This is a genomic window from Enterobacter sp. CRENT-193 (genome assembly GCF_002787395.1).
Lineage (GTDB): Bacteria > Pseudomonadota > Gammaproteobacteria > Enterobacterales > Enterobacteriaceae > Enterobacter > Enterobacter hormaechei_C.
Genome location: NZ_CP024812.1, coordinates 2,783,774 through 2,809,594, shown reverse-complemented (window position 1 = coordinate 2,809,594; position 25,821 = coordinate 2,783,774). Strand labels below are relative to the sequence as shown.

The window sequence follows — 25,821 nt, the reverse complement described above, 5'->3', positions numbered from 1 at the left end:
CAAGATAATAACAGCGGAGGATTACGTAATATTTTGAAAAATAAGCGAATAAAAAAGCCCCGCATCGGCGAGGCTTATGTCTGAGATCGAAGCGCTGAGCGCTTCAGTCAGCAGTGATTCGATCAGATAGCAGTTACGTTAACCGCAGCTGGGCCTTTCTGGCCATCCTGAATTTCGAACTCAACGTTCTGGCCTTCAGCCAGAGTTTTGAAGCCGTTACCCTGGATTGCAGAGAAGTGTACGAACACATCTTTGCTGCCGTCAGCAGGAGTAATGAAACCAAAACCTTTAGACTCGTTGAACCACTTAACTTGACCTTTAATCTTTGCCATTTGCAAAATTCCTTAGAGTGTTTTCTTAGCCCGCAGGCTTTGACTTAGATAAAACTGAGACATTACTGCTTGAGGCACTAATATAAGGTTCGGCAGAGAAGCGGTATTCAACGACAACGTGTTTACTCAGGACTTCTTTACTGAAAATGCCACACATAAACAGAACTGTACCTCGTTTGACCCAAAACGTGTTATCACACACAACGTTTAATATGGCAAGCCATTTTTAAACATGTCTCGATCCGCCGCACAAATTCAGGTGTTACTCCATAACAATCTGCACGGTTATGCGAATTGTCAAATGAAGCGCTACCTGACCTCACTGCCCGCAGGGTGCGTTGACGCGCCCTGTAATCAAAGACTTTTTAAACATAGCTCAATCATTTCAAAGCGTCCATCCCAATCCCTGATTTTCTTTAAAAGAATGACTGAGTTAGAACATTTTGTGAAAAGTTATGCTGAAAACATTGCAACGCACCGACATGTGTCAGGGAATATACGATGTTAATTACATTTTGCTAATTGTATTAAAATCCACCATTTAATTAGCGTTATTCTGCACCAAAATAATGAAATTTTTATGACTCTGCCTCAAAACAAGGCAAGCAAAACGTTTCGATAAAAATAAAACACTTCGGGAAAGATAAAACACACAATTTATTCAACGAAACGGTAATTATCGAATAAGGATAAATATTCACCAGTTTTCAGTATGCTGAAACAATAGTTAACTGCTGCTTAATTATATGTTGGGATGTTGTGGATCACATTTGATAAGGGAGGGGATTTACGCCGTACGTCAGGCCACCTCCCTTTCCGGGCAAACTATCGTTCGGCTACCAGGCGAATGAAGTCTTCCTCGTCCTGTTGTTGAGCAACAGCGTCCTTAGGTACCGCTTTCTCCTCCGGCTCGTTGGCTTCGCACAGACGACGCAGCAACGCATTCTGCCGTTTCTGCTGATCGAGCAATGCTTCCAGCAGTTCAATCTGCTCGTTTGTGCGGGAGCTGGCGCGGTTAACGAAGAACCACAGTACCAGCCCAACGACCAACACCACCAAAGACATTACCAGGGATGCAATGCTCAGCAGCCCCGAATTCAGTAACTCACCCATTTCACCACCTCAGTAAAAACAGTCATTTTACCACTGCCGCCACGTAAGGACATCACTCAGCGTAAAAATGGCCTCTACCAGGGGATAAACTTATTGATTGAACAAATGCCGCTAAAGAATTGTACATCCTGATCGCACATCACATTGATAGTCTGCGTCCACAGCACCACACAAGCTATCAACACTATAATCAGAATTACCCAGCGTATTTTTTTCACTCCACACTCCGTCTTAAGACCTGATGCAGCCAGGTTATCACGGTTATCTTAAACAGGGGCTAACTGTACCTTCAACAGACGCTTTTCGGAATCGTGCACTTGTTTCACTGCGTAAACCCGTTACGCTTACTCCATGACAACAAAGAAAAAAGAGGCAACGATGCGTTTACTTATTCGTACAGTAATTGTACTGGCCATTGTGTGGATCGGCCTGTTATTAAGTGGGTACGGCGTATTAATGGGAAGCAAAGAAAATGCCGCGGGTCTGGGTATCCAGTGTAAATATCTTACCGCCCGGGGGGTAAGCACGGCGCAGTACATTCATTCCGACAGCGGGATCATCGGGTTAACCAACTGTCCTGTGCTGCGTAAATCATCTGATGTGATTGATAACGGTTAATCAGCGTTGAATTTCGCTTACAAGAACGCCGCACTGTTGCGGCGTTTTTATTGAAAGCGTCGATCAGAACGGATAATCGTTATATCCCATCTGCTCTGAAATTTTGCGCGCTGCGGTATGCAGGATCGCCACATATTCATGAAGACGCTCTTCAGAGAAACGCAGCGTTGGGAACGAAATGCTCAGGCCCGCAATGACAACGCCGAAGCGGTCAAATACCGGCACACCGATGCAACGCAGCCCCTCTTCCTGCTCTTCGTTATCTTCCCCGTAACCCTGCTCACGCACGTTATCCAGCACGCTCAGCAGTTCATCCGTACTGGTAATGGTGCGGTCGGTGCTGCGTTTGTACTCCACCCCGTCAAGGATCTGCTTCACCTCTTCGCGATCGCGCCAGGCCAGCAGTACTTTACCAATTGCGGTGCTGTAGAGCGGGTTACGACGACCGATGCGTGAATACATGCGCAGGTTGTACATGGAGTCAATTTTGTGGATGTAAACAATGCTGTCTTCATCCAGCGCACCGAGGTGAATTGTCTCTTTCGTCAGTCGTGAAAGTTCACGCATCTGAATGTCAGCGCTGCGGATCAGATCCACGTTTTGCAAAGCGCGGGCGCCCAGTTCAAACAGTTTCAGCGTCAGAGAATATTTTTCTGATTCTCCTTCCTGCGCGACATAACCCAATGATTTCATCGTCTGCAAAAAGCGATAAACGGTGCTTTTCGACATCATCACACGCTGCGACAACTCTGTAATACCAATTTCACGCTCTTCTCCGAGCGCCTGCAAGATGCCAAACACCTTCAGCACGGAAGAAACAGAATCTGGCTGCTTATCCAAATCTGCGATTGCCATTTATCACCTCATGGAGAGTGTTTTATAAAAATCAGAACCGGTTTTTATTATAAATTCGTGTGATGCGTGCTGCAATCTATCTGGGTTTACTTCGTTACAAATCTGCGACATAAAACCGAAATAACGATGCTAAAATAGTTACTCTGAAAATAATTTCACGCTGAGTCATTCTTTTCCCATGCAAAAAAACGTTTCTGATGGCCTGCCCTTACCGCAGAGGTACGGGGCAATTGCCACTATTGTCATCGGTATTTCGATGGCTGTCCTTGACGGTGCGATTGCCAACGTTGCTCTTCCTACCATTGCAAAAGACCTTAATGCTTCTCCCGCAAGCTCCATCTGGATTGTGAACGCGTACCAGATAGCAATTGTGATTTCCCTCCTGTCACTCTCTTTCCTGGGCGATATGTTTGGCTATCGCCGGGTTTACCAGTGCGGGCTGGTGGTCTTTACCCTCACCTCGCTCCTCTGTGCCCTTTCCGATTCACTGCACACCCTCACCCTGGCGCGTATCGCGCAGGGCTTTGGCGGCGCGGCGCTAATGAGCGTGAACACGGCCCTCATACGGCTTATCTATCCTCACCGCCACCTGGGGCGCGGCATGGGCATTAATTCCTTTATTGTGGCCGTGTCGTCCGCTGCCGGGCCGACGATTGCCGCCGCCATTCTGTCCGTTGCCTCGTGGCAGTGGCTGTTTGCCATTAATGTGCCGCTGGGTATTGTGGCGATCTTCTTCGCCCTGCGCTATCTTCCGGAAAATGGTCCGAAAAACACCATGCCGCGTTTTGACCTGCCCAGCGCCGTGATGAACGCGCTGACCTTTGGCCTGCTGATTACCGCGCTGAGCGGATTTGCGCAGGGGCAGTCTCTGTCGCTCATTGCCGCAGAAATCGTTGCCATGCTTATCATCGGATTTTTCTTCGTACGACGTCAGCTGGCGCTGCCCGTGCCGTTACTGCCGGTGGATTTGCTGCGTATTCCGCTGTTTTCGCTATCCATTTGTACCTCCATTTGCTCATTCTGCGCACAGATGCTGGCGCTGGTTGCGCTGCCGTTCTTTTTGCAGAGCGTGATTGGCCGTTCGGAAGTGGAAACAGGCTTGCTGCTCACGCCCTGGCCTCTGGCAACCATGGTGATGGCCCCGCTGGCCGGTTACCTTATTGAGCGCGTTCATGCCGGGCTTCTGGGGGCGATTGGGCTGGTTGTCATGGCGGTGGGACTGTTTGCACTGGCGCTCCTGCCCGCCTCGCCAGGGGATCTGGATATTATCTGGCGCATGATCCTGTGCGGGGCCGGTTTTGGTCTGTTCCAGTCCCCTAATAACCACACGATTATCACCTCTGCCCCACGTCATCGCAGCGGTGGCGCCAGCGGGATGCTGGGCACGGCAAGACTGTTAGGGCAAAGCACCGGGGCCGCACTGGTAGCCTTGATGTTTAACCTGGCCGGGCAGAATGCGACACACGTTGCGCTGATTACCGCAGGGACACTGGCGACCCTCGCGGCTGTCATTAGCGGTCTTCGTGTCACCCAGCCAAAGGCGCAGGCATAAAAAAACCGGGCGGAGAAGGACTCCTGCCCGGTTGTTTTCAACCCGATTACGTTACTTCAGATATTCGCCGCTACGCAGCGCTTCAATACGTTTATCCAGCGGCGGGTGAGACATAAACAGCTCGCTCAGCGACTTTGACTTGCCGTTGATGCAGAAGGCCATCATGCTGTTTGCTTCCTGCGGCTCGTAGCTGGTTTTAAGACGTTGCAGCGCAGCAATCATCTTTTCACGACCCACCAGTTTCGCGGAACCGGCATCCGCATGGAACTCACGATGACGGGAGAACCACATGGTAATAATGCTTGCCAGGATACCGAACACCAGCTCCAGCACCATTGAAACAGCAAAATAGATCAGCGGGTTGCCGTTGCTCTCTTCACCCTCATCACGGTTGCCACCCATAAACCCGGCAGCAATCTGCGCCAGAATACGGGAAATAAAGATAACGAAGGTGTTCACCACGCCCTGGATCAGGGTCATGGTGACCATATCGCCGTTGGCGATGTGGCTGATCTCGTGAGCAATAACCGCTTCCGCTTCGTCACGGCTCATGTTTTGCAGCAGACCGGTGCTGACGGCCACCAGGGACGCGTCACGACGCGCACCGGTAGCAAACGCGTTGATATCCGGCGCGTGGTAGATGGCTACCTGCGGCATGGCAATGCCCGCCTGCTTTGACTGCTGAGCAACCGTGCTCATCAGCCACTGCTCCATATCGTTACGCGGTTGCTCAATAACTTCACCGCCCACGGATTTCAGTGCCATCCACTTCGACATTAGCAGTGAAATGAAAGAGCCACCGAAACCAAACAGCAGCGCCATAATCAACAGACCCTGAACGCTGCTCGACTGAATTCCCGTCAGGCTTAGCACCAGCCCGAATACCACCATCACCGCCAGGTTGGTGAGCAGGAAGAGCGCGATTCGCATCATAATATTCTTTTAACCTCAGTTTAACAAAACGCACTATGCGATTACCCACATCGTATGGGTATTACGGCTATTTTCAAGCATCCAGACGGCGTAAGTCACCAGAAAGACACAACTTTACACAATTGGAAATCTGCCTGACGGAAGGATGAGGAACAAAAAGAAACAGGCACAATTGCTTGTGCCTGTTGGGGGATTATTTTGTCGGAGCAGGTTGCACAGCAGGTTTCTCTTTTTCCAGCTTCGCGAGATCAAGCGCGATATGCACCGTCTCGTCCAGATACGGATCGGGCTCCTGGTAATCCTTAGGCAGATCGTCCAGTTTTTTGAGCAGAGGCTTGCCTTCACGTTTGAAGCGATCGTTGATACGCGCCAGACGTGTCGCGTCATCTTCATTGTTCTCTTTCTCACGCTGAGCGTAGTTCAGAGACACAATGTTCCGTTTTGCTTTCAGGGCGTTGAAACGCGCGATGTCCTTCATGATGTACTGGAATTCCGGATCCTTCCCGATGCGATCGTTGTGATTTTTCAGCAGTTCCGGTCCGAACTGTTTCATATCACCCGATTTCACGAATGTCGCGGCATCAATGCTATCCCACGGCAGCGCGTTATCTTCAAACTTCTCGCCCGTTTCCGTCTCTTCGGTACCTGTCGGCATCATAATATCCGGCGTCACGCCTTTGCGCTGCGTGCTGCCGCCGTTGACGCGGTAAAACTTCTGAATGGTGTACTGTACTGAGCCCAGCGCCGGCCATTCAGGGCGCAGCATCTGGTCGTAAATACGGTTCAGAGAGCGGTACTGCTGAACGGTGCCCTTGCCAAACGTCGGTTCGCCGACGATTAACGCCCGGCCGTAATCCTGCATGGCAGCAGCGAAGATTTCCGATGCAGAGGCGCTGAAGCGATCGACAAGCACCACCAGCGGCCCCTTATAGTAGACCACACCATCGGTATCCGCATCTTCACGCACTTTACCGTTGTTATCGCGCACCTGTACCACCGGGCCAGACGGGATAAACAGCCCGGAAAGCGAGACGGCCTCGGTCAATGCCCCGCCGCCGTTGCTGCGCAGGTCAATGATCACGCTGCTGACATTCTGCTTTTCAAGCTTCTGAAGCTGCACTTTCACATCATCGGTCAGGCCGACGTAGAAACCAGGGATATCCAGAACGCCAACCTTCTCTTTACCCACGGTTTTCACCGACATTTTCACCGCGCGATCTTCCAGACGGATACGCTCACGGGTCAGAGTAACGATACGGGTTTTGGTCCCCTTACCGGCTGGCAGGATCTCCAGGCGAACTTTGCTGCCCTTCGGCCCTTTGATCAGCGCAACTACGTCATCAAGACGCCAGCCAATCACGTCCACCATGCTCTTTCCGGTTTGGCCCACACCGACAATACGGTCACCTACGCTGATCGCTTTGCTTTTCGATGCAGGGCCACCGGCCACCATGGAGTTGATTACGGTGTAGTCATCGTCCATCTGAAGCACAGCACCGATACCTTCCAGAGACAGGCTCATTTCGGTATTGAACTGTTCGGTGTTACGTGGAGAGAGATAATTAGTGTGCGGATCAATTTCGTGCGCAAACGCGGTCATCGCCAGCGAGAAAACATCTTCACTGTTGGTCTGCGCCAGACGGCGAATAGCGAACTTGTAGCGACGGTTTAACGTCTCACGGATCTCTTTCTCGTCTTTGCCTGTGAGCTTGAGGCTCAGTTCGTCATATTTGACTTTTCCATCCCACAGCGCATTCAGTTCAGCCTCGTCTTTCGGCCATGGCGCTTTGCTGCGATCCAGATTAAAGGTGTCGTTGCCGGTGAAGTCCATAGGACGTTCCAGCACTTTCAGCGCGTATTGATAACGCTCAAAACGGCGCTTTTGCGATAAGTTGTACAGATCGTAGAACAGATCGAGTTTTCCGGAGCGCAGCTCATCACCCACTTCGGATTTGCGTTTAGCGAACTGTTCGACATCGCTGGCCAGCAGTACGTTATGGCTGTAATCCAGCAAGTTCAGATAACGGTCAAAGATTTTGGCCGAAAAGGCCTGATCGAGATCGAACTGACGATAGTGCGAACGAGTAAAGCGCGACGTCACGCGCTCACTCACCGTCGCGTGCTGAGTCTCTTCCTTGAGAACCGGAATTTGATCAACACGCGTAATATCGTCCACAGCGAAAGCGTGGCCTGTTATAGCAAACAGGCCAGCCAGCGCGGTGAGCTTAAAAAAAGTGTTCATGCCAGGCTCGGCCTCCGTTTCAGAACAACAAGTGTTCTGCGCGTACAATCATTGACATACCAGAAGTCAGCTGTACACGAACGCCATCTTTGGTGATTTCCAGTACGGTGGCGTCCATCGCGTTGTTACCCGCTTTCACCTTCAGAGACTGACCTACGCTCAGCGCATTGATGTCAGAAACCGGGGTGTGGCGCGGCTCTTCGCGCGGCGCACGTGGGGCTTTAGCTGCTGGTTTGTCAGCACGCGGTTTGCGATCGTTATTTTCAGTACGACGCGGTGCCGGGCGCGGTTTACGCTCGCGACGAGGGGCGTCTTCCTGACCGTTTGCCGCTGCGGCTTCGCGTTTTTTCGCCTGCTGTTCCGCACGCTGTGCCTGCACGCGAGCTTTGGCTTCTTCAAGCTGCTTACGCGCATGTTCTACGTGCTGCTCGTCCAGCTCACCGCACGGGTTGCCGTCAAGGTCGACACGGGTCGCACCCGGCTTGATACCGTACAGGTAACGCCAGCTCGAGGTATAAAGGCGCAAGGCAGAACGAAGCTGCGTTTTGCTGAGGTTCATCTCCCCCTCAACGCGCGCGACCAAATCCTGAAAGATACCGACTTTCAGAGGACGCGCTTCACCTTCAGCGCTGAAGCACTGCGGGAAACGCTCGGCCAGAAATGCGATAACTTCTTTACTGCTATTCAACTTAGGTTGATTTTCCATGAAATTTCCTGATTACAACGGACGTTGCCAACAAGCGCAGGCATGAACAGGCGACATTATAATGACGCTATCAGTAAATGCTACGTTATCCGTTGATTATCCTGCGACGCTCGCAAAGAATTTATGATAATCGGTCTCTGCCAGAACATTTTCCAGGTTTGCGGCCAGCGCGCGCAGCCCCTGCTCATCCTCGGCAGTAAAGCGACTGAAGACCGTGCTGTCGATATCCAGAACGCCAATAATCTGATTTTTAACCACCAGCGGCAGTACGATTTCAGAATTGCTGCTGGCATCGCAGGCGATGTGGCCGTCAAACGCATGAACATCTTCGACACGCTGAACCTGACGGGTCGCCACTGCGGTACCGCACACGCCGCGACCTACCGGGATACGCACGCAGGCGAGTTTCCCCTGGAAAGGCCCCAGTACCAGCGTGTCGCCTTCCAGCAGATAAAAGCCCGCCCAGTTCACGTCAGAAAGGCGTTCGAACAGTAACGCACTGGTATTTGCCAGAGTGGCTAAGAAACTGGTTTCCCCTGCCATTAATGCCTTAAAATCGCGATTCAGATCCGCGTAGAATTCTGTTTTGTTCATTATTCAATCACTTAGTTATCTTACATAGTTACCGCATAGCCTATTAAAATAAGCATTAAATGCGCTCATGCTCAAGATGAATCCGTTCATGAGTTATTATAACTTTCAACAATACTAATCTGTGTGCGACTGATGGCCCTAAAAACACCCCAAATTACGCCGACACGAAAGATCGTTGTCCGTACGGTAAGCCAGGCTCTGCCCCGTGCACATTATCAGCGTTGTCCCCAGTGCGATACGCTTTTTATGTTGCCGAAGATGAAATCGCACCAAAGTGCTTTTTGTCCATGCTGCGATGCCAAAATTCGCGATGGCCGGGACTGGTCATTGACGCGTCTGGCGGCAATGGCGGTCACCATGCTGCTGCTGATGCCCTTCGCCTGGACCGAGCCGCTGTTAAAGCTCTACCTGCTTGGCGTGCGTATTGACGCTAACGTGTTGCAGGGGATCTGGCAGATGACGCGCCAGGGCGATCCGCTTACGGCCGCCATGGTGCTGTTCTGCGTCGTCGGCGCGCCGTTGGTGCTGGTCGCGGCAATTGCCTACCTGTGGTTTGGCAACATACTGGGGATGAACCTGCGCCCCGTCCTGCTCATGCTGGAAAAGCTCAAGGAGTGGGTGATGCTGGACATCTATCTGGTGGGCGTCGGCGTGGCGTCTATCAAGGTGCAGGATTATGCATTTTTACAACCTGGCATTGGCCTTTTTGCGTTTATTTCACTGGTCCTGCTGAGTATTCTGACCCTGATTCATCTCAATGTTGAACAGCTTTGGGAGCGATTTTACCCGCAGCGTCCCGCGACCCGGCCTGATGACAACCTGCGCGTCTGCCTGGGGTGCCATTACACCGGTTTTCCGGATAAACGCGGGAGATGTCCGCGCTGCCACATTCCGTTAAGATTGCGACGCAACAACAGCCTGCAAAAATGCTGGGCGGCGCTTATCGCCTCCCTGGTATTTTTGTTCCCGGCCAACATGCTGCCGATCTCCGTAATTTATGTGAACGGCGCCCGTCAGGAAGATACTATCCTTTCAGGGATTATCTCTCTGGCGCACAGTAACGTGGGGGTCGCCGCCATTGTTTTCATCGCCAGTATTCTGGTGCCCTTTACCAAAGTGGTGGTGATGTTTACGCTGCTTATCAGCATTCACTTTAAATGCGAACAAGGACTACGCACCCGCATCCTGCTTCTGCGATTCGTGACCTGGATTGGTCGCTGGTCGATGTTGGATCTGTTCGTGATTTCGCTGATGATGTCGCTCATCAATCGCGATCAGTTACTTGCTTTTACCATGGGACCCGCAGCTTTTTATTTCGGCTCTGCGGTGATATTGACTATTCTTGCAGTGGAATGGCTGGACAGCCGCTTACTTTGGGACGCACATGAGTCAGGAAACGCCCGCTTCGCCGACTGAAGCGAGAATTAAAACAAAACGCCGCATTTCGCCATTCTGGTTGCTACCTGTCATCGCGCTGATGATCGCAGGCTGGCTTATCTGGACGAGCTATGAAGATCGCGGAAGTACCATCACGATTGATTTCCAGTCTGCGGACGGCATTGTCGCCGGACGTACCCCCGTTCGCTTCCAGGGGGTGGAAGTGGGTACCGTGCAGGATATTTCCCTCGGCAAAGGGCTGAACAAAATTCAGGTCCGGGCGAGCATTAAGTCTGATATGCAGGATGCCCTGCGCGCCGAAACGCAGTTCTGGCTGGTCACGCCTAAAGCCTCCCTGGCCGGCGTTTCCGGGCTGGATGCGCTTGTGGGCGGTAACTATATCGGCATGATGCCCGGCAAAGGCGAGCCACAGGATCACTTTGTTGCGCTGGACACCCAGCCGAAATATCGGCTGAATAACGGCGATTTGATGATCCACCTCCGCGCGCCGGATTTGGGTTCGCTGAACAGTGGTTCTCTGGTCTATTTCCGCAAAATTCCGGTTGGTCGCGTTTACGACTACGCCATTAACCCGAACAAAGATGGCGTGACCATTGATGTACTCATCGAGCGCCGTTTTACCAACCTGGTGAAAAAAGGCAGTCGCTTCTGGAACGTCTCCGGCGTCGATGCCGACCTGAGCTTAAGCGGTGCGAAAGTGAAGCTTGAGAGCCTGGCGGCGCTGGTGAATGGCGCTATCGCCTTCGACTCACCTGCTGACTCCAGCCCTGCCGCCGCAGAAGATACCTTTGGCCTGTACGCCGACCTGGCGCACAGCCAGCGCGGCGTCATCGTCAAGCTGACCCTGCCGGATGCCAAAGGCCTGAAAGCCGGTTCGACCCCGTTGATGTACCAGGGTTTAGAGGTCGGGCAACTGACAAAATTAACCCTCAATGCGGGCGGCTCCGTTACCGGCGAAATGACGGTGGATCCGAGCGTGGTGGATCTCCTGCGGGAAAAAACGCGCATTGAACTGCGTAATCCGAAGCTCTCCCTCAGCGACGCCAGCATCAGTTCCCTGCTGACGGGAAGCACCTTTGAGCTGATCCCCGGTGAAGGCGCGCCGAACAAAAACTTTGTTATCGCCCCGGCGGATAAAGCCCTGCTGCAAAAACCGGGCGTGTTGACGGTTACGCTGAATGCGCCGGAAAGCTACGGTATCGAAGCCGGGCAACCGCTGATCCTGCACGGTGTGCAGGTGGGCCAGGTCCTCGAACGTAAGCTGACAGAAAAAGGGGTCTCCTTCTCCGCCGCCATCGATCCGCAGTACAGCAATCTGGTTCACGGCGACAGTAAATTTGTGGTTAACAGCCGGGTCGACGTGAAGGTGGGTCTGGACGGCGTTGAGTTCCTCGGCGCCAGCGCCAGCGAGTGGGTTAACGGCGGGATCCGCATTCTGCCGGGCAGCAAAGGTGCGCTGCGCGAGAGTTATCCGCTGTTCGCCAATCTGGACAAAGCCATTGAAAACAGCCTTGGCGACCTGCCGACCACCACGCTGACCTTAAGCGCTGAAACGCTGCCGGACGTCCAGGCAGGCTCCGTCGTGCTTTATCGTAAGTTTGAAGTCGGGGAAGTGATCACCGTTCGTCCTCGTGCGGACGCGTTTGATATCGAACTGCATATCAAGCCGGAGTACCGCAAGCTGCTCACGCCAAACAGCGTGTTCTGGGCTGAAGGCGGCGCGAAAGTGCAGCTCAACGGCAGCGGGCTGACCGTACAGGCGTCTCCCCTCTCCCGTGCCCTGCGCGGTGCGATCAGCTTCGATAACCTGAGCGGCGCGGGCGGCAACATGCGTAAAGGTGACAAGCGGATCCTCTTCCCGTCCGAAACCGCGGCGCGCGCGGTCGGGGGGCAGATTACCCTGCACACCTTTGATGCCGGTAAACTGGCTGAAGGCATGCCCATCCGCTATCTCGGCATTGATATCGGGCAGGTCCAGAAGCTGACGCTGATCACCGCGCGCAACGAAGTTCAGGCGACCGCCGTGCTTTATCCGGAATATGTGCAGACGTTCGCCCGGGCAGGCTCGCGCTTCTCGGTGGTTACGCCGCAAATTTCTGCCGCAGGGGTTGAGCATCTCGACACCATACTTCAACCGTACATAAACGTTGAACCGGGTCGCGGCAACGCGCGTCGTGAATTTGAGTTGCAGGAGGCAACCATCACCGACTCCCGTTATCTGGACGGTCTGAGCATTGTGGTTGAAGTGCCGGAAGCCGGTTCGCTGGGCATCGGTACGCCGGTCCTGTTCCGCGGCATTGAAGTGGGGACAGTAACAAGCCTGACGCTGGGTAATCTGTCCGATCGCGTGATGGTCGGCCTGCGCATCAGCCAGCGTTATCAGCATCTGGTTCGCAACAACTCGGTGTTCTGGCTCGCTTCAGGCTACTCGCTGGACTTCGGCCTGACCGGTGGCGTGGTCAAAACGGGGACCTTTAACCAGTTCATTCGCGGCGGCATTGCCTTCGCGACGCCGCCTGGCACGCCTCTGGCGCCTAAGGCGCAGGCAGGTAAACACTTCCTGCTGCTGGAAAGTGAACCGAAAGAGTGGCGCGAATGGGGAACGGCGCTGCCGCGTTAATCTCGCAGGCTCCGGTGTCAACGCGCCGGAGCCTTTATGTTACACTGCGCACCTGAATGTTTCCCTGTGGTGTGCCCGTGGCTCAAAACTCCGTATTTCTTCCCGAACAATTCCTCGCACAGATGCGCGAGGCGCTTCCAGCTCATCTCTCTTTCGACGATTTCGTCGCCGCATGCCAGCGCCCTTTGCGCCGGAGTATTCGCGTCAATACGCTGAAAATCAGCGTCGGGGCGTTTCTGGATCTCGTCTCCCCCTACGGCTGGCAATTAACGCCAGTGCCGTGGTGTGAAGAGGGTTTCTGGATCGAACGGGATGAAGAGGAGAGCCTGCCGCTCGGCAGCACCGCCGAGCACCTGAGCGGGCTGTTTTATATTCAGGAAGCCAGCTCCATGCTGCCGGTTGCTGCGCTGTTTGCCGACGGGAACCAGCCTGAGCGGGTTATGGATGTCGCGGCGGCGCCGGGCTCTAAAACCACGCAGATTGCCGCCCGGATGAACAACCGCGGCGCGATCCTCGCCAACGAATTTTCCGCCAGCCGCGTTAAAGTCCTGCATGCCAATATCAGCCGCTGCGGGATCCACAACGTCGCGTTAACGCACTTCGATGGTCGCGTGTTTGGCGCTGCCCTGCCGGAAGCCTTTGATGCCATCCTGCTCGACGCGCCCTGCTCCGGCGAAGGCGTGGTGCGTAAAGATCCTGATGCGTTAAAAAACTGGTCCGTTGAAAGCAACCTGGAGATCGCCGCCACGCAGCGCGAACTGATCGACAGCGCGTTTCATGCCCTGCGCCCAGGCGGGACGCTGGTTTACTCTACCTGCACGCTGAATCGCGATGAAAACGAGGACGTCTGCCTGTGGCTCAAGCAACGCTATGTGGATGCCGTCCAGTTTCTGCCGCTGGACACCCTCTTCGACTCGGCCAGCCATGCGGCCACGCCTGAAGGCTTCCTGCATGTCTTCCCGCAGATTTACGATTGCGAAGGCTTCTTTGTTGCCCGTCTGCGTAAAACCCGCGCCGTCGATCCCTTGCCTGCCCCTAAGTTTAAGGTCGGCAACTTCCCGTTCGCGCCGGTCAAAGGCCGTGAGGCGGCACAGGCGCAAGCGGCTGCGAGCAAAGTCGGCCTGCACTGGGATGAGAGCCTGCGCCTCTGGATGCGTGACAAAGAGCTGTGGCTGTTCCCGGTCAACATCGAACCGCTGATTGGTAAGGTGCGTTTCTCCCGCCTCGGTATTCGCCTGGCGGAGATCCACAACAAAGGCTATCGCTGGCAGCACGAAGCGGTCATTGCGCTGGCCGGCAGTGAGAACACCTTTGCCCTGACGCATCAGGAAGCGGAAGAGTGGTATCGCGGTCGTGACGTTTACCCGGAAGACGGCCCGTTACAGGATGAAGTCATCGTGACGTATCAGGGCTATCCGCTGGGGCTGGCGAAAAAAGTCGGCTCGCGGCTGAAAAACAGCTATCCGCGCGAACTGGTACGCGATGGCCGCCTGTTTACCGGTAACAACCGCAGCGCCTGAAAAAAAGCGCATTTTTTTACTGGCGATTTCGCTCTCCTTGTCTAGGATCAAAAATGGGTGACTGCACTGGTCATACCAGATTTTGGGCAACAAACCGGAGAGCATTATGACGAAAACCAGCGTACGCATTGGCGCTTTTGAAATCGACGACGCTGAATTGCGCGGCGAATCACAAGGCGAACGAACGTTAAGTATTCCCTGCAAATCCGATCCGGATTTGTGCATGCAGCTGGACGCCTGGGATGCAGATACCAGCGTCCCGGCAATCCTTGATGGGGAACATTCCGTTCTGTACCGTGAGCATTACGACAGTAAAACCGATGCCTGGGTCTTGCGTCTTGCCTGACCCAAAGAGAACCCGCCCGAAGGCGGGTTATTTATTACTGAAGCTGCGCCAGCGTCAGAAAGCCCCCGAATACTGCCCCCGTATCAATGTAGTGCAGATTGTTAAAATCGTAGCGTTTGTCCACAGGCGTATGTCCAAACCAGAAGTGATCCGCGCCGCTAATGCCCTGCCCTTTGCCCACCATAAAGCCCATTAACCGGTCGCGATCCCACAGCACGCGCTGGGCATCCACCGGCTTATGCCAGCCATATTCGGCGGAGGGATAATCCGCATGAGCAATCACGTTGAGACCGTTTTTGCAGGTTATTTCAATAATGTGCGGTAAGTCCCGACACGCGTCGAGTAAACCCTTCGCCTGTTTTTGTTGAGCGTCCTTAAGCCCGGTAAACCAGTTACCACCATTTATCGACCAGAGACTAAAATCATTATTTTTAAGCGCATCTAACGCCATTTGCTCGTGATTACCGCGTACCGCATAAAACCAGTTTTCCTGCATCAGCTGTAAACATTTTACGCTGTCAGGCCCGCGGTCGATAATATCCCCCACCGAGATCAGCAGATCCGTATCAGGATTAAAATGTCGTCGTTTCAGCTCATCCATAAGCCACTGATAGCAACCATGAATATCGCTGGCAACCCAGATATGACGCCAGTGTTCTCCCTCTATTTTCTGATACATAACGCCTCCTGTAAGAAGTATAGCTGCCACAGAAAATGTCATGAACTGGCGTCGGATTTCGCGAATCCAAACAAACCATAAACCAGCCGGAAATAAAGATCGCTGCGCTATTAATCCCTTATTCCCTGGCCTTTAAAATAGAGCGGAATAAAAAGAGGGATTTTCACGTGTCAAACATACACCTGCAAAACGATGTTTTTTATCCGCATCGCACAAATATTATTTCTGAACTGGTGAGAGGAAAACGCGTTCCCGGCCCAATCTGGCACAAACGTGATTACCGGTTAAAGTTCCTTCTGCGCTCGCTTTTATTCTGGTCCTCCACCCATCGCATGCTGGAGGCCCTGTCCGGGCGCGATGATTTCGACAGGCTGCTCACCTCTCAAATTACCTTGCCGAGCAAAACTCACCGCCAGTATCTGATGCGCGGCCTGAACTCAAACGACCGGGCCGATGCTATCGTCAGCCACTATCAGTGGATTGATAGTCTGAAAAACATCGCCCTCGCCCACGCGCTGACCAGCCCGCAAGAGGTGCCGGTTGTCCGGTTCGAGGCAAAAAACGGCGAAATCTATACCGTCCACGCCTCGTCCGCAGGTAAGGCCGAACGCGAAGGCGAAAGCACGCTTTGGCTGCACGACAATGACAATACGCTGCTTGCCAGCCTGACGTTCTGTGTCGCACGCAGTAACGGCCGTACGGTGCTGGTGATCGGCGGCCTTCAGGGTCCACGTCGTCATGTTTCACGGGAGGTGATTAAACAGGCTACCCGTGCCTGCCATGGTCTTTTCCCGAAACGCGTGCTGATGGAGGTGATCTTCCAGCTTGCCTCACGCTCGAACATCAGCGCGATTTTTGCCGTCAGCGATGAAGGCCATGTTTTCCGCGCGCTGCGCTACCGTCTGAGCAAAGGCCGTCATTTTCACGCCAGCTACGACGAGTTCTGGGAAGGCCTGAACGGAAAGAAACTCTCCCCCTTCTGCTGGCAGTTGCCGCTCCAGATGGAGCGTAAAGCACTGGAGGAGATTGCCAGCAAAAAACGCGCCGAATACCGTCGCCGCTTTGCGTTACTTGATGATATTGCGGCTTCCGTACAGGCGCGCATTGATCCCGCAGTCGTCTCAGGCAAAATACAAACAAAAATTTAACAAAACAGCCAAAAAGGACTGGACTTACGCCTGCCGGGTTGTGGTATGTTTGAGGCAGGCGCACAGGAAGTGAACCTTCTGCTGAGACGAAAACCGGATTTTATCGTTTATTTTCATGCGGATAAAAAGAGACCGAATACGATTCCTGTTTCCGCTTCAACCAGTCTTTTTTGAATTTATTCAAATACTTACATACCAGAAACCCGTTTTTAACGGGTTTCAATGCTTACCAATACATCCATTCAAGATCAAACCGTTGCCATCTTTTTCGTGTGGGCGACGAGTGAACTTCGGGATCGCTTCGATTCGAAATCTCCCCAACTTTGCGTAGCTCCTTCCAGTTTCGTAACACGCTGCTTTACGCCTTCCCATACCATCAGCATAATCCCCACCGATCCGATTGTAAGACTTAACTAGCGCGCGCTACTTTTTCTCCCTGCCCTATACTTTCAGTCTGACATCCGACTGGAGGTTTCTATGTGTGGACGTTTTGCACAAGCACAAACCCGTGAAGAATATCTGGCCTACCTTGCCGATGAAGGCGATCGCGACATTGCATATGACCCGGAACCTATTAGCCGGTACAACGTGGCGCCCGGCACCAAAGTGCTGCTGCTGAGCGAACGCGATGAGCAGTTACATCTCGATCCGGTGTTCTGGGGCTACGCGGCCGGGTGGTGGGATAAAGCACCCCTGATAAACGCGCGCGTCGAAACCGCAGCCATCAGCAGAATGTTTAAACCTCTGTGGCAGCATGGCCGGGCGATCTGTTTTGCGGATGGATGGTTCGAATGGAAGAAGGAAGGCGACAAGAAACAACCCTACTTCATTCACCGGGCCGACGGGCATCCAATATTCATGGCGGCGATCGGCAGCACGCCTTTTGAACGCGGCGATGAAGCTGAGGGCTTTCTGATCGTGACATCTGCTGCTGACAAAGGTCTGGTCGACATTCACGACCGCAGTCCTCTTGTTCTGTCACCAGAAGCCGCCCGGGAGTGGATGCGTCAGGATGTTGGCGGGAAGGAAGCCGAGGAGATAATTGCCGACGGAACAGTTCCCGCCGACAAGTTTATCTGGCACGCCGTTACGCGTGCCGTGGGGAATGTTAAGAACCAGGGGCAGGAACTAATCGAGGCAGCACAATAAAAAGTTAAAGAAACCAGGCGCGTTCTAAATGAGCGAGAAGTGAACATTTAGATAGGCATCGCCTTGCTATCCGCCCATATTAAAGCCGGATTTTTGAAAATCTCTGTAGACTTCCGGATTGTTGAAGGCCGGGAATTTAGCTTTATGAGCTGCTGATTCAATCGCTTCGCAATAGGCTTTATTACCATTGCTGGTTGATATTTTTAAAGCCGTGCCATCCTGAGCAAATTCAATATGCAACCTGCATTTTTTTCCCTTCCATTTCTGAGGCTCATCAAGTTTGTCATTTATTGCCGCCCTGATTGCCCGAGCTTGCTTACCCCATTCATCCTGATCATCCCAGCGTCCTGAACTGCAATTACCCGTAGCTGTGGTCTTATGGCAGTCAGAAGGATGCAACGGCGCACATCCCGCGACCAGGCTGAACGCAATGGTTGATATAACGATTTTCTGTACTGTATTAGACAATCCCATATCTTGCCCCTAAATCCCTTTAAACCTCAGCAATATTGGCACATTCTTCCTTCATTCTGCCATCTTTTCAACTACTAATTTTTTTGCAATAGCAATTCTTCGTCCCCTTCTGGAATAAAGCGGACCAAGACATCAAGAAAATTTATCGGACTCTAAGCAAATCTGAATATCTCGTGGTATATCGAGGCGACAGCATTTCACGCTTCATCTGCCACTGCTGCTGTATACCCTGCCCGGCAAAGTAGAGCGTTCCCTTTCCGTCCTTTGCATTCAGGTGATCCAGCACTTCCATTAACTTCTCGCTACCAGCCCGAGGCGCACTGTCGTCGAACAGGTTGAGCTGAGCCACGCCCTGACTGAAGAAGTCACCAAGCATGACACCCGCTTTCTGGTACCGGTGACCGTCCTTCCATATTTTGTCCAGACACTTTACCGCGGCGTTGATGATGTCTCTGCTGTCCTGAGTTGGCGTGAGCAGCCTTACCGATGCGCTGTTTCCGTAATACGGCTCATTAAGGGCAAATGGAGAGGTCTTGACGAAAGCGGAGATAAAACGGCAGTACTGATGCTCACCACGTAGCTTTTCAGCTCCACGGGCCGCATAACTGCAAATCGCCTGCCGCATGTGTTCATAGTCAGTAATACGTTCGCCAAACGATCGGCTGCATACAATTTCCTGCTTTACCGGGGCGAACTCCTCCAGATCCAGGCATGGCTCGCCGCGCAGCTCCCGGACGGTTCGCTCCAGCACAACGTTAAAGTGCTTGCGGATAATCCACGTGCTTTGTTCTGAGAGGTCCAGTGCGGTTTTGATGCCCATAGCGTTCAGCTTCTTGCTGATGCGCCGGCCAACTCCCCAGACATCCTCCACAGGAACAAGCGCCAGTAGCCTTCGCTGCCGGTCGACGTTTGAGAGGTCAACCACCCCGCCGGTCTGCCGTTGCCATTTTTTCGCAGCATGGTTAGCCAGCTTCGCCAGCGTCTTGGTCTGGGCTATGCCGACGCCGACTGTAAGATGCGTCCGCTGTAAAATAGTCGCGCGGATCTCTTTCCCGAACTCAGTCAGGTCCCGGCAGTTCCTTACTCCGGTCAGGTCGCAAAAGGCTTCGTCTATGCTGTAAATTTCCACGCGCGGGCTCATTTCTTCCAAGGTGGTCATTACCCGGCTGGACATGTCTGCATAGAGCTCGTAGTTGCTGCTGAAGCAAACAACACCAGCGCGCCGGAATAACTCCTTCTGCTTGAAGAACGGCTCACCCATCGCTATCCCGGCAGCCTTTGCCTCGGCGCTGCGTGCTATTACGCAACCGTCGTTATTCGACAGAACGACAACAGGTCTTCCGCGCAGATCGGGCCTGAATATTGTCTCACAGCTCGCATAAAATGAGTTCACATCGACAAGGGCAAACATCACATCACCGGATTGTCGTCTGTGAACGCCGCAGCGCCATTGATAAAAAAGGTCACCACTCCCATTACATCGACTTCATCTAAAGCATCACCTTCTATGCTTTCACCGTCTTCGGTGATGAGCGCCCCGCCCATAACGACCGCGAACTGTAGTTGTCCGAACGCATTTACCAGCACGCGTGTTCCGTTGGATGGCACAAGATCAGGCTGAAAAAGCGCATAACCGCCTGACGTTTCAACCAAGCAGGAGTAGCGGTTAACGCCACATAATTTTTCAAGCCTGAATCGCTGAGCTTTTGCCTCCATGGCCACCTCCCAAAACAACTGTATTTATATACAGTATCGTCAAATATGAGAGTCGATCAAGTTGGACAGTGATGCTAAACTTCAGACCTTTCCGAATTCACTGATTTCTATAATGTTAAAGTTATTCGCCAAGTACACATCAATAGGTGTTATCAACACGCTCATTCACTGGGTTGTGTTCGCTGTTTGCATCTACGCATTTCATACAGGCCAGGCACTTGGCAACTTTGCCGGATTCGTCGTGGCGGTGTCATTCAGCTTCTTTGCAAACGCCAGGTTCACTTTTAAGTCCTCCACAACCACGATGCGCTACATGCTGTATGTCGGGTTTATGGGATCCTTGAGCGCAGCTGTTGGTTGGGCTGCCGATAAGTCCGGTATGGCTCCGATTGTGACTCTCATTCTCTTCTCCGCCATCAGTCTGGTGTGCGGTTTTAGTTATTCAAAGTTCATTGTCTTTAGGGATGCGAAATGAAAATTTCTCTGGTAGTTCCTGTCTTTAACGAAGAAGACGCGATACCTATTTTTTATAAAACTGTTCGGGAATTTGAAGGGCTTCAGCAGCATGAAGTAGAAATAGTCTTCATCAATGATGGCAGCAAAGATGCTACAGAGTCGATAATTAATGCGATTGCTGTTGCAGATCCACTTGTAGTTCCGCTGTCATTCACAAGAAACTTCGGTAAAGAGCCTGCTCTGTTCGCCGGCCTTGACTACGCGACCGGTGAAGCGATTATCCCGATTGATGTAGATTTGCAGGACCCTATCGAAGTCATTCCTCATTTGATTGAGAAATGGCAGGCCGGGGCTGATATGGTTCTTGCTAAACGCTCAGATCGCTCAACAGATGGCCGACTGAAGCGCAAGACAGCTGAGTGGTTCTATAAACTCCATAACAAAATCAGCAACCCGCAGATCGAAGAAAACGTTGGTGACTTCCGCCTGATGTCGCGTGATGTTGTGGAAAATATTAAGCTCATGCCAGAGCGCAACCTTTTCATGAAGGGCGTGCTGAGTTGGGTTGGCGGCCGCACAGATGTAGTCGAGTATGCCCGAGCCGAGCGTGTTGCAGGTAGCACGAAATTCAACGGCTGGAAGTTATGGAACCTGGCACTTGAAGGTATCACCAGCTTCTCTACATTCCCTCTTCGAATGTGGACTTACATTGGCCTGTTTGTTGCTGGAGTGGCGTTCGTTTACGGCGCGGGGATGATTTTCGACACCTTAGCATTCGGTAATGCTGTCCGTGGTTATCCTTCTTTATTAGTATCCATACTTTTCCTTGGTGGCATCCAGTTGATCGGCATTGGTGTGCTTGGTGAATACATTGGCAGGATATACATTGAAGTAAAAATGAGACCTAGATACATAATTAAGGACAGGGGAAAATATAATGATTAACAAGTTGATAAAAAACAACTTTTTTTCCTTAATTGTATTAAGCACAGTGTTCATCTTGATTTATTCATTAAATCATATGACGATGTATGTTGCTGATGACTTTGTGTATAGATTTGTATACCAGACAAATCCATCTCCCACTGCTGTTCCTATTGACGGAATTCAGTCAATCATTGAGTCTCAGATTCGTCACTATGAAATATGGAATGGACGGTTCGTGGCTCACTCGCTAGTGCAATTTTTCATGCAATTCGACAAACCAATATTCGATATATTTAATTCGATTGCATTCATTATCATAGGCATGCTGGCTTTGCTGGTAGCAAAGTCAATTTCGAATATTAAGGAAATTGGCTTTGCAGTTCTGATTACATTTATGATGTTATGGCTTATAATTCCAGAGTTTGGTTCATCAGTTCTTTGGATATCTGGCTCCATGAATTACTTATGGATGTCTATAATTTATACTGCATTTATATTGGTAAGCATGAGAGAGGATAGGCCTCGAGCATTCAAACTTTTCCTGTATCTAATCTTAAGCTTCTTGGCTGGCGCTACAAATGAAAACAGCGGCCCAGCCTCCGCACTTATCGTTGTGATGCTGGCGGGTTATGAATACATGGTAAATAGACGAATCAGTTGGTGGAAAATAAGCGGCGCTGTTATCGCAATGGGGGGGTTTATCCTAATGATGAGCTCCCCTGGTTCGCAGAAGAGGGGTGGTAGCAATTTCTCGTTAGATATTTTCGCCTCTCGTTTTGCTGACATATTATACTCCAGCATTTCTTTATTTTTGCCTTTTTATGCACTCCTAACTTTCATACTAGTGGTATGCACATACAAAAATTTAGTTTCCAAAAGAGATGTGTCGTTCACCATAATCTTTCTTACCGGGCATTTTGCGTCAATATATAGCATGGTAGCGGCACCTTCTTTCCCTGAAAGAACGGCTTTCGGGGCGGCCATCATGCTACTAATATTATTGGTTCATTACATATGCAAGATTAGCTCTTCATCAGCATTGTTTAAGGCAATAGTGTTTTCTTTATACACGTCATGCATTGCCACCTATACTTATGCAGCCACTGACATTCACAACACATACAAAGAGTTGAGGATGCAAGTTAATGTAATACAGGCTTCCGCGCCTGGTTCTGATATCATTGTGCCGATGATTTCTAAACCAAAATCACAAGCTAATGCTTATAGAAATGCGATATATTTAACACACCGTAAAAATTCATGGATGAATATGTGGGCGGCAAGGTTCTATAATATGAAATCAATATCTGGGAAAGACTAAAAAAAGGCCCTTACGGGCCTTTTTTATACTCATTCAGCATATGCCGTACAGTAAGTCAGTCTGGTACTGTTAATCTTTATTGGTACCTCACTTGTATTAAGGTGGTGAAAATGAAATTTTTATCACCTGTGGCACCTTTAGTTCTATAGGCTTATTTTCCCAAACTGCAAATTAATTACTTTATTTTAGAGGCATTCAGTAGTAGCTTTCGGAGCAAACAATTCATATATATTAGGTAATAATTATGTTGCTGGTTTACTGAAAAAATAAATTTGATCGATATCGGTTCATGGCACTTTTTTTTGCATCGCAAGCCGCCATAAGTGTAATGGAGCATGCATGCATCAAGTAAATTCGTGGTATGACTTAAATTTGCCTGCGCAACAGCACTATTTGTGCTGCTTAACTCCAAGTTTGGATGGGTGTAAGCCATGCCGACTTACTTTTCCTCGGTCTCTTTGGCACCTAGTCTATTCAATGGTGCTTAGAAGATGATATCTCATTTTACTTTTGGTAATCTAGATATAATACTAACGTTTTTTAATAGTCACTCAGACCGCTTAATAAGGAATGCGCTGAAATCAACGCACACGCCCTGATGACCCATCTGTTCATATTTTCCCCAGTCACATCTAAAATTTTCTCTATGATAACAGTTGACATCCATGTCATGAAATACTTATGAGCCCATATCGTAGGCGTTGTAAGTTACGTTGAAAGTCGCGCTAGATGATGAGGCATTCATAACCCCTAACACCCCGCCTGGCTTTTTATAGAATGCTGAATATGTATTTGTACCAACAATGTTCATAGAAGCACCGTTGATAGGACTTACTGTCTGGTAGAAGTACACCTGAAAGACTTTAGTGGCATCTACAGTGGTATTTGTCCAAGTAGACACTACACCAGAAACCATTTCACCAACCCGAAGCACTGCACCATTACGTTGAATGGCATACCCATTTTTTTCATCAGGATCGTAAAATAGTATCATTCCAGTTTGATCTGATAAGGGCTCATTTATCAGAAGACTTCCAGCGAGATTCTGTCCAGCACTAAACCAGTTTGGTAATGAAGCATATTGTGATCCATCAAAGAGATTCGATGTTATCCCATCCAGTGCATTTACACGCTCTATTAATGTTCCACTAAAGCCGGCTTGCTTTGCAAGCCTGAGGTTATTTATCGAAACCTTTGTCTGGTTCATTTTTCCAGTGATCAACGCTGGAACATACACCAGATTTGGGCTCCCGTCGTAACGTACACTGATGTAATTGATCCCATACCGTAGCCTTCCTATATAAGTGGTCAATGTTTTCTTTTCGCCCAAAACACCAGATGCAAGGCGCTGAGAGTTATGTAATCTACGCAGGTTTTCAGGCTCTGCCTCTGCCATATCTTTGCCAGCTGGTGATCTGACATTTATGATGTGGTTTCTTCCTGCCGCAGTAAAATCACTGTCACGAGTATATGGCTCCAGAAGGAACAGGCTCATATCATCTTCTTCACAAAATATGAAAGTAGACAATGTTACGTTCTCTGATGAAACGGTTGCTTGAGCAACTTTACTCATCTTGTTTAACGCGGGAGTACCTGCCGCATTCTCCCATGTGAATTGATAATGCGTTCCTGAGCTAGCTCCTACGCAATCCCAGAATTTGTCAGCATTTGCCCATGAAACCATTTCCCCCGGCTTTACAGAAGGTATAAACGTGTCTTTACATACCTCCCAAAGCATTGCGTTACCCATATCTGCCTGACCGAGTGGCTGCGGATGTGTGTAGTCAAATGTACCGTCTGACTTAACGTAATAGTTCTTGAGGTTTCGAAGATCTGAGCTGCCTCGTTTACGTAAATACGTTCCAAGGTCAAAATATTCAACTCCAGGGTACTTCGATGCCAGTGTGCGCTTAATTGCTCCCTCAAGCCCAGAGCGGCTACTATCATTCATATTGCAAGTAACCAATCCCACGGAACAACCATAGCCCCACGATTTTCTGATTAAGGCATCAAAATTATCTAGATAACTTTCGAAATTAACCCCATCGACGTCATTCCATCCCATAGAAATAAGCAGTGTATCAGGTGCTGTATTACCATATGCCGCATTCTGGAAGAATCCGTAATCGAAATTACGATAGCCCCAGCCATCAGTTAATTTAGCACCAGACTTTGCGCAGTTGTAACCTTTAAATGCAGGGTTTGAAGTCCATCGGCTGATTGTCATGTTTAAAGTGTAAACAAAATGAGCAAACCAGGAATGACTTCCTCCATTATCAGAATGATTATAATTAGTTGAGCTGAGGTTTCTTTCTGTTCCGCCAGAATTTGGGTTGATTGTCCATGTCTGCTTGCCCCATGCACCGTCAGTAATAGAATCACCAATAACCCCAATGCTTACTTGCTGCGCACCCTTTTTCTCCATGCCTTGATGAATTACGCCGCGCACTGTAAACAAGCTGCCTTTGCAGGATTTTGAAACATCGAATTCATGATCAAATCCCCAAGGATCTCTCGTTAAAATCTTACCTTCACCGATGAATTTACGAACATCATCTTCTGGAAGAAAGTTACAGCGTACAGTTACATCTTCAGGGATATAAATTACCCCTTGGAAGGCATAAGCTGCATTTCTGTTATCCGTGGTTTGATCAACGACAAAACCCGGCACATAGAAGCAGGATGTTGCATCTTCCCTGTACTGCCCTCTGCTCAGCTCCGTGCGAAGCGAAGCATCCCCTACACTTACCCACTTCCCTTCACCTATCCCGCCAGTGCTATTTGGTGTAGAACCAGCGGGAACTACTTTGGGGAGTGCGCCGTCCCACCTGTAGAACTCCCCATTACTTTCCCACTGGAGAGCAGTGTTAATATTGTCGACGGTAGCACCAATTTCAAAAGACTTCTTCGTGATGTAGCCATAACCCAGAATTGCCTGATTTGCATCGTAATTTATTCCAGTGATTGTACGATGCCGGTCACCAAATCTATCAACATAAGCATGATTTTTTGAAGTCACAAACTCATCAATTTTCCCCGCATTAAACTTCAGGTCACGTGGTGATTCGCTTGGAACAGGAAGGTTTGTTGGTGTCGTAGCCATATTAATTCCATAAAAAACC

At 50.6% G+C, this 25,821-nt stretch carries 24 protein-coding genes and 1 pseudogene; 11 read left to right on the top strand and 14 right to left on the bottom strand.

The window, feature by feature from the left end; all coding sequences use genetic code 11:
- Positions 1 to 122 precede the first annotated feature (122 nt).
- The 4 genes and pseudogenes from cspE to mgrB all read right to left on the bottom strand — a co-directional run bounded on the left by cspE (position 123) and on the right by mgrB (position 1,663).
- Positions 123 to 332, bottom strand: a complete 210-nt coding sequence (cspE, locus tag CU081_RS14050) for a transcription antiterminator/RNA stability regulator CspE (RefSeq protein ID WP_001062678.1) — start codon at positions 330 to 332, stop codon at positions 123 to 125.
- Between the two features lie 12 nt (positions 333 to 344).
- Positions 345 to 489, bottom strand: a pseudogene (locus CU081_RS14045) (DUF2627 domain-containing protein).
- Between the two features lie 668 nt (positions 490 to 1,157).
- The gene (locus CU081_RS14040) at positions 1,158 to 1,445 is read right to left on the bottom strand and encodes a YebO family protein (protein ID WP_003859907.1); all 288 of its coding nucleotides are present in this window, start codon (positions 1,443 to 1,445) and stop codon (positions 1,158 to 1,160) included.
- 74 nt (positions 1,446 to 1,519) lie between these two features.
- A complete protein-coding gene (gene mgrB, locus CU081_RS14035) occupies positions 1,520 to 1,663 on the bottom strand; it encodes a PhoP/PhoQ regulator MgrB (RefSeq protein WP_003859906.1) in 144 nt (47 codons plus the stop codon).
- A gap of 160 nt (positions 1,664 to 1,823) precedes the next feature.
- Between mgrB and CU081_RS14030 the strand changes: the two genes are divergently transcribed.
- Positions 1,824 to 2,063 (top strand): YobH family protein, encoded by a 240-nt coding sequence (locus CU081_RS14030; RefSeq protein ID WP_003859905.1) that lies wholly within the window; start codon positions 1,824 to 1,826, stop codon positions 2,061 to 2,063.
- Between the two features lie 63 nt (positions 2,064 to 2,126).
- Here the strand turns inward: CU081_RS14030 and kdgR are convergent, their stop codons facing one another.
- Positions 2,127 to 2,918, bottom strand: a complete 792-nt coding sequence (kdgR, locus tag CU081_RS14025) for a DNA-binding transcriptional regulator KdgR (RefSeq protein WP_003859903.1) — start codon at positions 2,916 to 2,918, stop codon at positions 2,127 to 2,129.
- 178 nt (positions 2,919 to 3,096) lie between these two features.
- On the opposite strand from kdgR, the gene CU081_RS14020 reads away from it, so the two are divergent.
- On the top strand, positions 3,097 to 4,470 hold the full coding sequence (locus CU081_RS14020) for an MFS transporter (protein WP_003859901.1): 1,374 nt from the start codon (positions 3,097 to 3,099) through the stop codon (positions 4,468 to 4,470).
- A 51-nt stretch (positions 4,471 to 4,521) separates the two neighbouring features.
- Here CU081_RS14020 and htpX read toward each other — a convergent pair whose 3' ends face one another.
- The 4 genes from htpX to CU081_RS14000 all read right to left on the bottom strand — a co-directional run bounded on the left by htpX (position 4,522) and on the right by CU081_RS14000 (position 8,945).
- Positions 4,522 to 5,403: a protease HtpX gene (gene htpX, locus CU081_RS14015; RefSeq protein WP_003859899.1), complete on the bottom strand. Its 882-nt coding sequence runs from the start codon at positions 5,401 to 5,403 to the stop codon at positions 4,522 to 4,524.
- 193 nt (positions 5,404 to 5,596) lie between these two features.
- Complete coding sequence (gene prc, locus CU081_RS14010) at positions 5,597 to 7,645, bottom strand: carboxy terminal-processing peptidase (protein WP_003859896.1); 2,049 nt, start codon at positions 7,643 to 7,645, stop codon at positions 5,597 to 5,599.
- A gap of 19 nt (positions 7,646 to 7,664) precedes the next feature.
- On the bottom strand, positions 7,665 to 8,351 hold the full coding sequence (gene proQ / locus CU081_RS14005) for an RNA chaperone ProQ (RefSeq protein WP_003859895.1): 687 nt from the start codon (positions 8,349 to 8,351) through the stop codon (positions 7,665 to 7,667).
- A 96-nt stretch (positions 8,352 to 8,447) separates the two neighbouring features.
- Positions 8,448 to 8,945, bottom strand: a complete 498-nt coding sequence (locus CU081_RS14000; RefSeq protein WP_006811006.1) for a GAF domain-containing protein — start codon at positions 8,943 to 8,945, stop codon at positions 8,448 to 8,450.
- A 132-nt stretch (positions 8,946 to 9,077) separates the two neighbouring features.
- Between CU081_RS14000 and yebS the strand changes: the two genes are divergently transcribed.
- The 4 genes from yebS (at position 9,078) to CU081_RS13980 (ending at position 14,829) form a co-directional block, all read left to right on the top strand.
- The gene (gene yebS, locus CU081_RS13995; protein WP_003859890.1) at positions 9,078 to 10,361 is read left to right on the top strand and encodes a membrane integrity lipid transport subunit YebS; all 1,284 of its coding nucleotides are present in this window, start codon (positions 9,078 to 9,080) and stop codon (positions 10,359 to 10,361) included.
- Positions 10,330 to 12,963, top strand: a complete 2,634-nt coding sequence (locus tag CU081_RS13990) for a PqiB family protein (RefSeq protein ID WP_003859888.1) — start codon at positions 10,330 to 10,332, stop codon at positions 12,961 to 12,963. The genes yebS and CU081_RS13990 overlap by 32 nt, the downstream gene beginning before the upstream one ends.
- 56 nt (positions 12,964 to 13,019) lie before the next feature.
- Entirely contained in the window at positions 13,020 to 14,483 is a 1,464-nt protein-coding gene (gene rsmF, locus CU081_RS13985) for a 16S rRNA (cytosine(1407)-C(5))-methyltransferase RsmF (RefSeq protein WP_022651437.1), read from the top strand.
- A 106-nt stretch (positions 14,484 to 14,589) separates the two neighbouring features.
- The gene (locus CU081_RS13980; protein ID WP_003859885.1) at positions 14,590 to 14,829 is read left to right on the top strand and encodes a YebV family protein; all 240 of its coding nucleotides are present in this window, start codon (positions 14,590 to 14,592) and stop codon (positions 14,827 to 14,829) included.
- 34 nt (positions 14,830 to 14,863) lie between these two features.
- On the opposite strand, the gene pphA is transcribed toward CU081_RS13980, so the two are convergent.
- The gene (pphA, locus tag CU081_RS13975) at positions 14,864 to 15,508 is read right to left on the bottom strand and encodes a protein-serine/threonine phosphatase (RefSeq protein WP_003859884.1); all 645 of its coding nucleotides are present in this window, start codon (positions 15,506 to 15,508) and stop codon (positions 14,864 to 14,866) included.
- Between the two features lie 167 nt (positions 15,509 to 15,675).
- Between pphA and CU081_RS13970 the strand changes: the two genes are divergently transcribed.
- Both CU081_RS13970 and CU081_RS13965 read left to right on the top strand, forming a co-directional pair.
- Positions 15,676 to 16,656, top strand: coding sequence for a VirK/YbjX family protein (locus tag CU081_RS13970; protein ID WP_003859879.1), 981 nt, complete (start codon positions 15,676 to 15,678; stop codon positions 16,654 to 16,656).
- A gap of 477 nt (positions 16,657 to 17,133) precedes the next feature.
- Positions 17,134 to 17,805: an SOS response-associated peptidase gene (locus tag CU081_RS13965; protein ID WP_047724439.1), complete on the top strand. Its 672-nt coding sequence runs from the start codon at positions 17,134 to 17,136 to the stop codon at positions 17,803 to 17,805.
- A 66-nt stretch (positions 17,806 to 17,871) separates the two neighbouring features.
- Here the strand turns inward: CU081_RS13965 and CU081_RS13960 are convergent, their stop codons facing one another.
- The 3 genes from CU081_RS13960 to CU081_RS13950 form a co-directional block, all read right to left on the bottom strand.
- On the bottom strand, positions 17,872 to 18,279 hold the full coding sequence (locus tag CU081_RS13960) for a cell envelope integrity TolA C-terminal domain-containing protein (protein ID WP_032666022.1): 408 nt from the start codon (positions 18,277 to 18,279) through the stop codon (positions 17,872 to 17,874).
- A 142-nt stretch (positions 18,280 to 18,421) separates the two neighbouring features.
- Positions 18,422 to 19,690: a Y-family DNA polymerase gene (locus CU081_RS13955; protein ID WP_003859872.1), complete on the bottom strand. Its 1,269-nt coding sequence runs from the start codon at positions 19,688 to 19,690 to the stop codon at positions 18,422 to 18,424.
- Positions 19,690 to 19,995 carry a hypothetical protein gene (locus CU081_RS13950; RefSeq protein WP_003859869.1) on the bottom strand — a complete coding sequence of 102 codons (306 nt, stop codon included), beginning with the start codon at positions 19,993 to 19,995 and terminating at the stop codon, positions 19,690 to 19,692. Before CU081_RS13950 ends, CU081_RS13955 begins: the two co-directional genes overlap by 1 nt.
- Positions 19,996 to 20,107: 112 nt before the next feature.
- Between CU081_RS13950 and CU081_RS13945 the strand changes: the two genes are divergently transcribed.
- From CU081_RS13945 to CU081_RS13935, 3 genes are read left to right on the top strand one after another with little or no spacing between them, the layout of a single operon-like run.
- Positions 20,108 to 20,470, top strand: coding sequence for a GtrA family protein (locus CU081_RS13945; RefSeq protein ID WP_003859867.1), 363 nt, complete (start codon positions 20,108 to 20,110; stop codon positions 20,468 to 20,470).
- A complete protein-coding gene (locus CU081_RS13940; RefSeq protein ID WP_003859865.1) occupies positions 20,467 to 21,396 on the top strand; it encodes a glycosyltransferase family 2 protein in 930 nt (309 codons plus the stop codon). Before CU081_RS13945 ends, CU081_RS13940 begins: the two co-directional genes overlap by 4 nt.
- A complete protein-coding gene (locus CU081_RS13935; protein ID WP_039268929.1) occupies positions 21,389 to 22,699 on the top strand; it encodes a DUF3329 domain-containing protein in 1,311 nt (436 codons plus the stop codon). The genes CU081_RS13940 and CU081_RS13935 overlap by 8 nt, the downstream gene beginning before the upstream one ends.
- 679 nt (positions 22,700 to 23,378) lie before the next feature.
- Here the strand turns inward: CU081_RS13935 and CU081_RS26140 are convergent.
- Positions 23,379 to 25,802, bottom strand: a complete 2,424-nt coding sequence (locus CU081_RS26140) for an SGNH/GDSL hydrolase family protein (RefSeq protein ID WP_003859861.1) — start codon at positions 25,800 to 25,802, stop codon at positions 23,379 to 23,381.
- Positions 25,803 to 25,821: the final 19 nt, after the last annotated feature.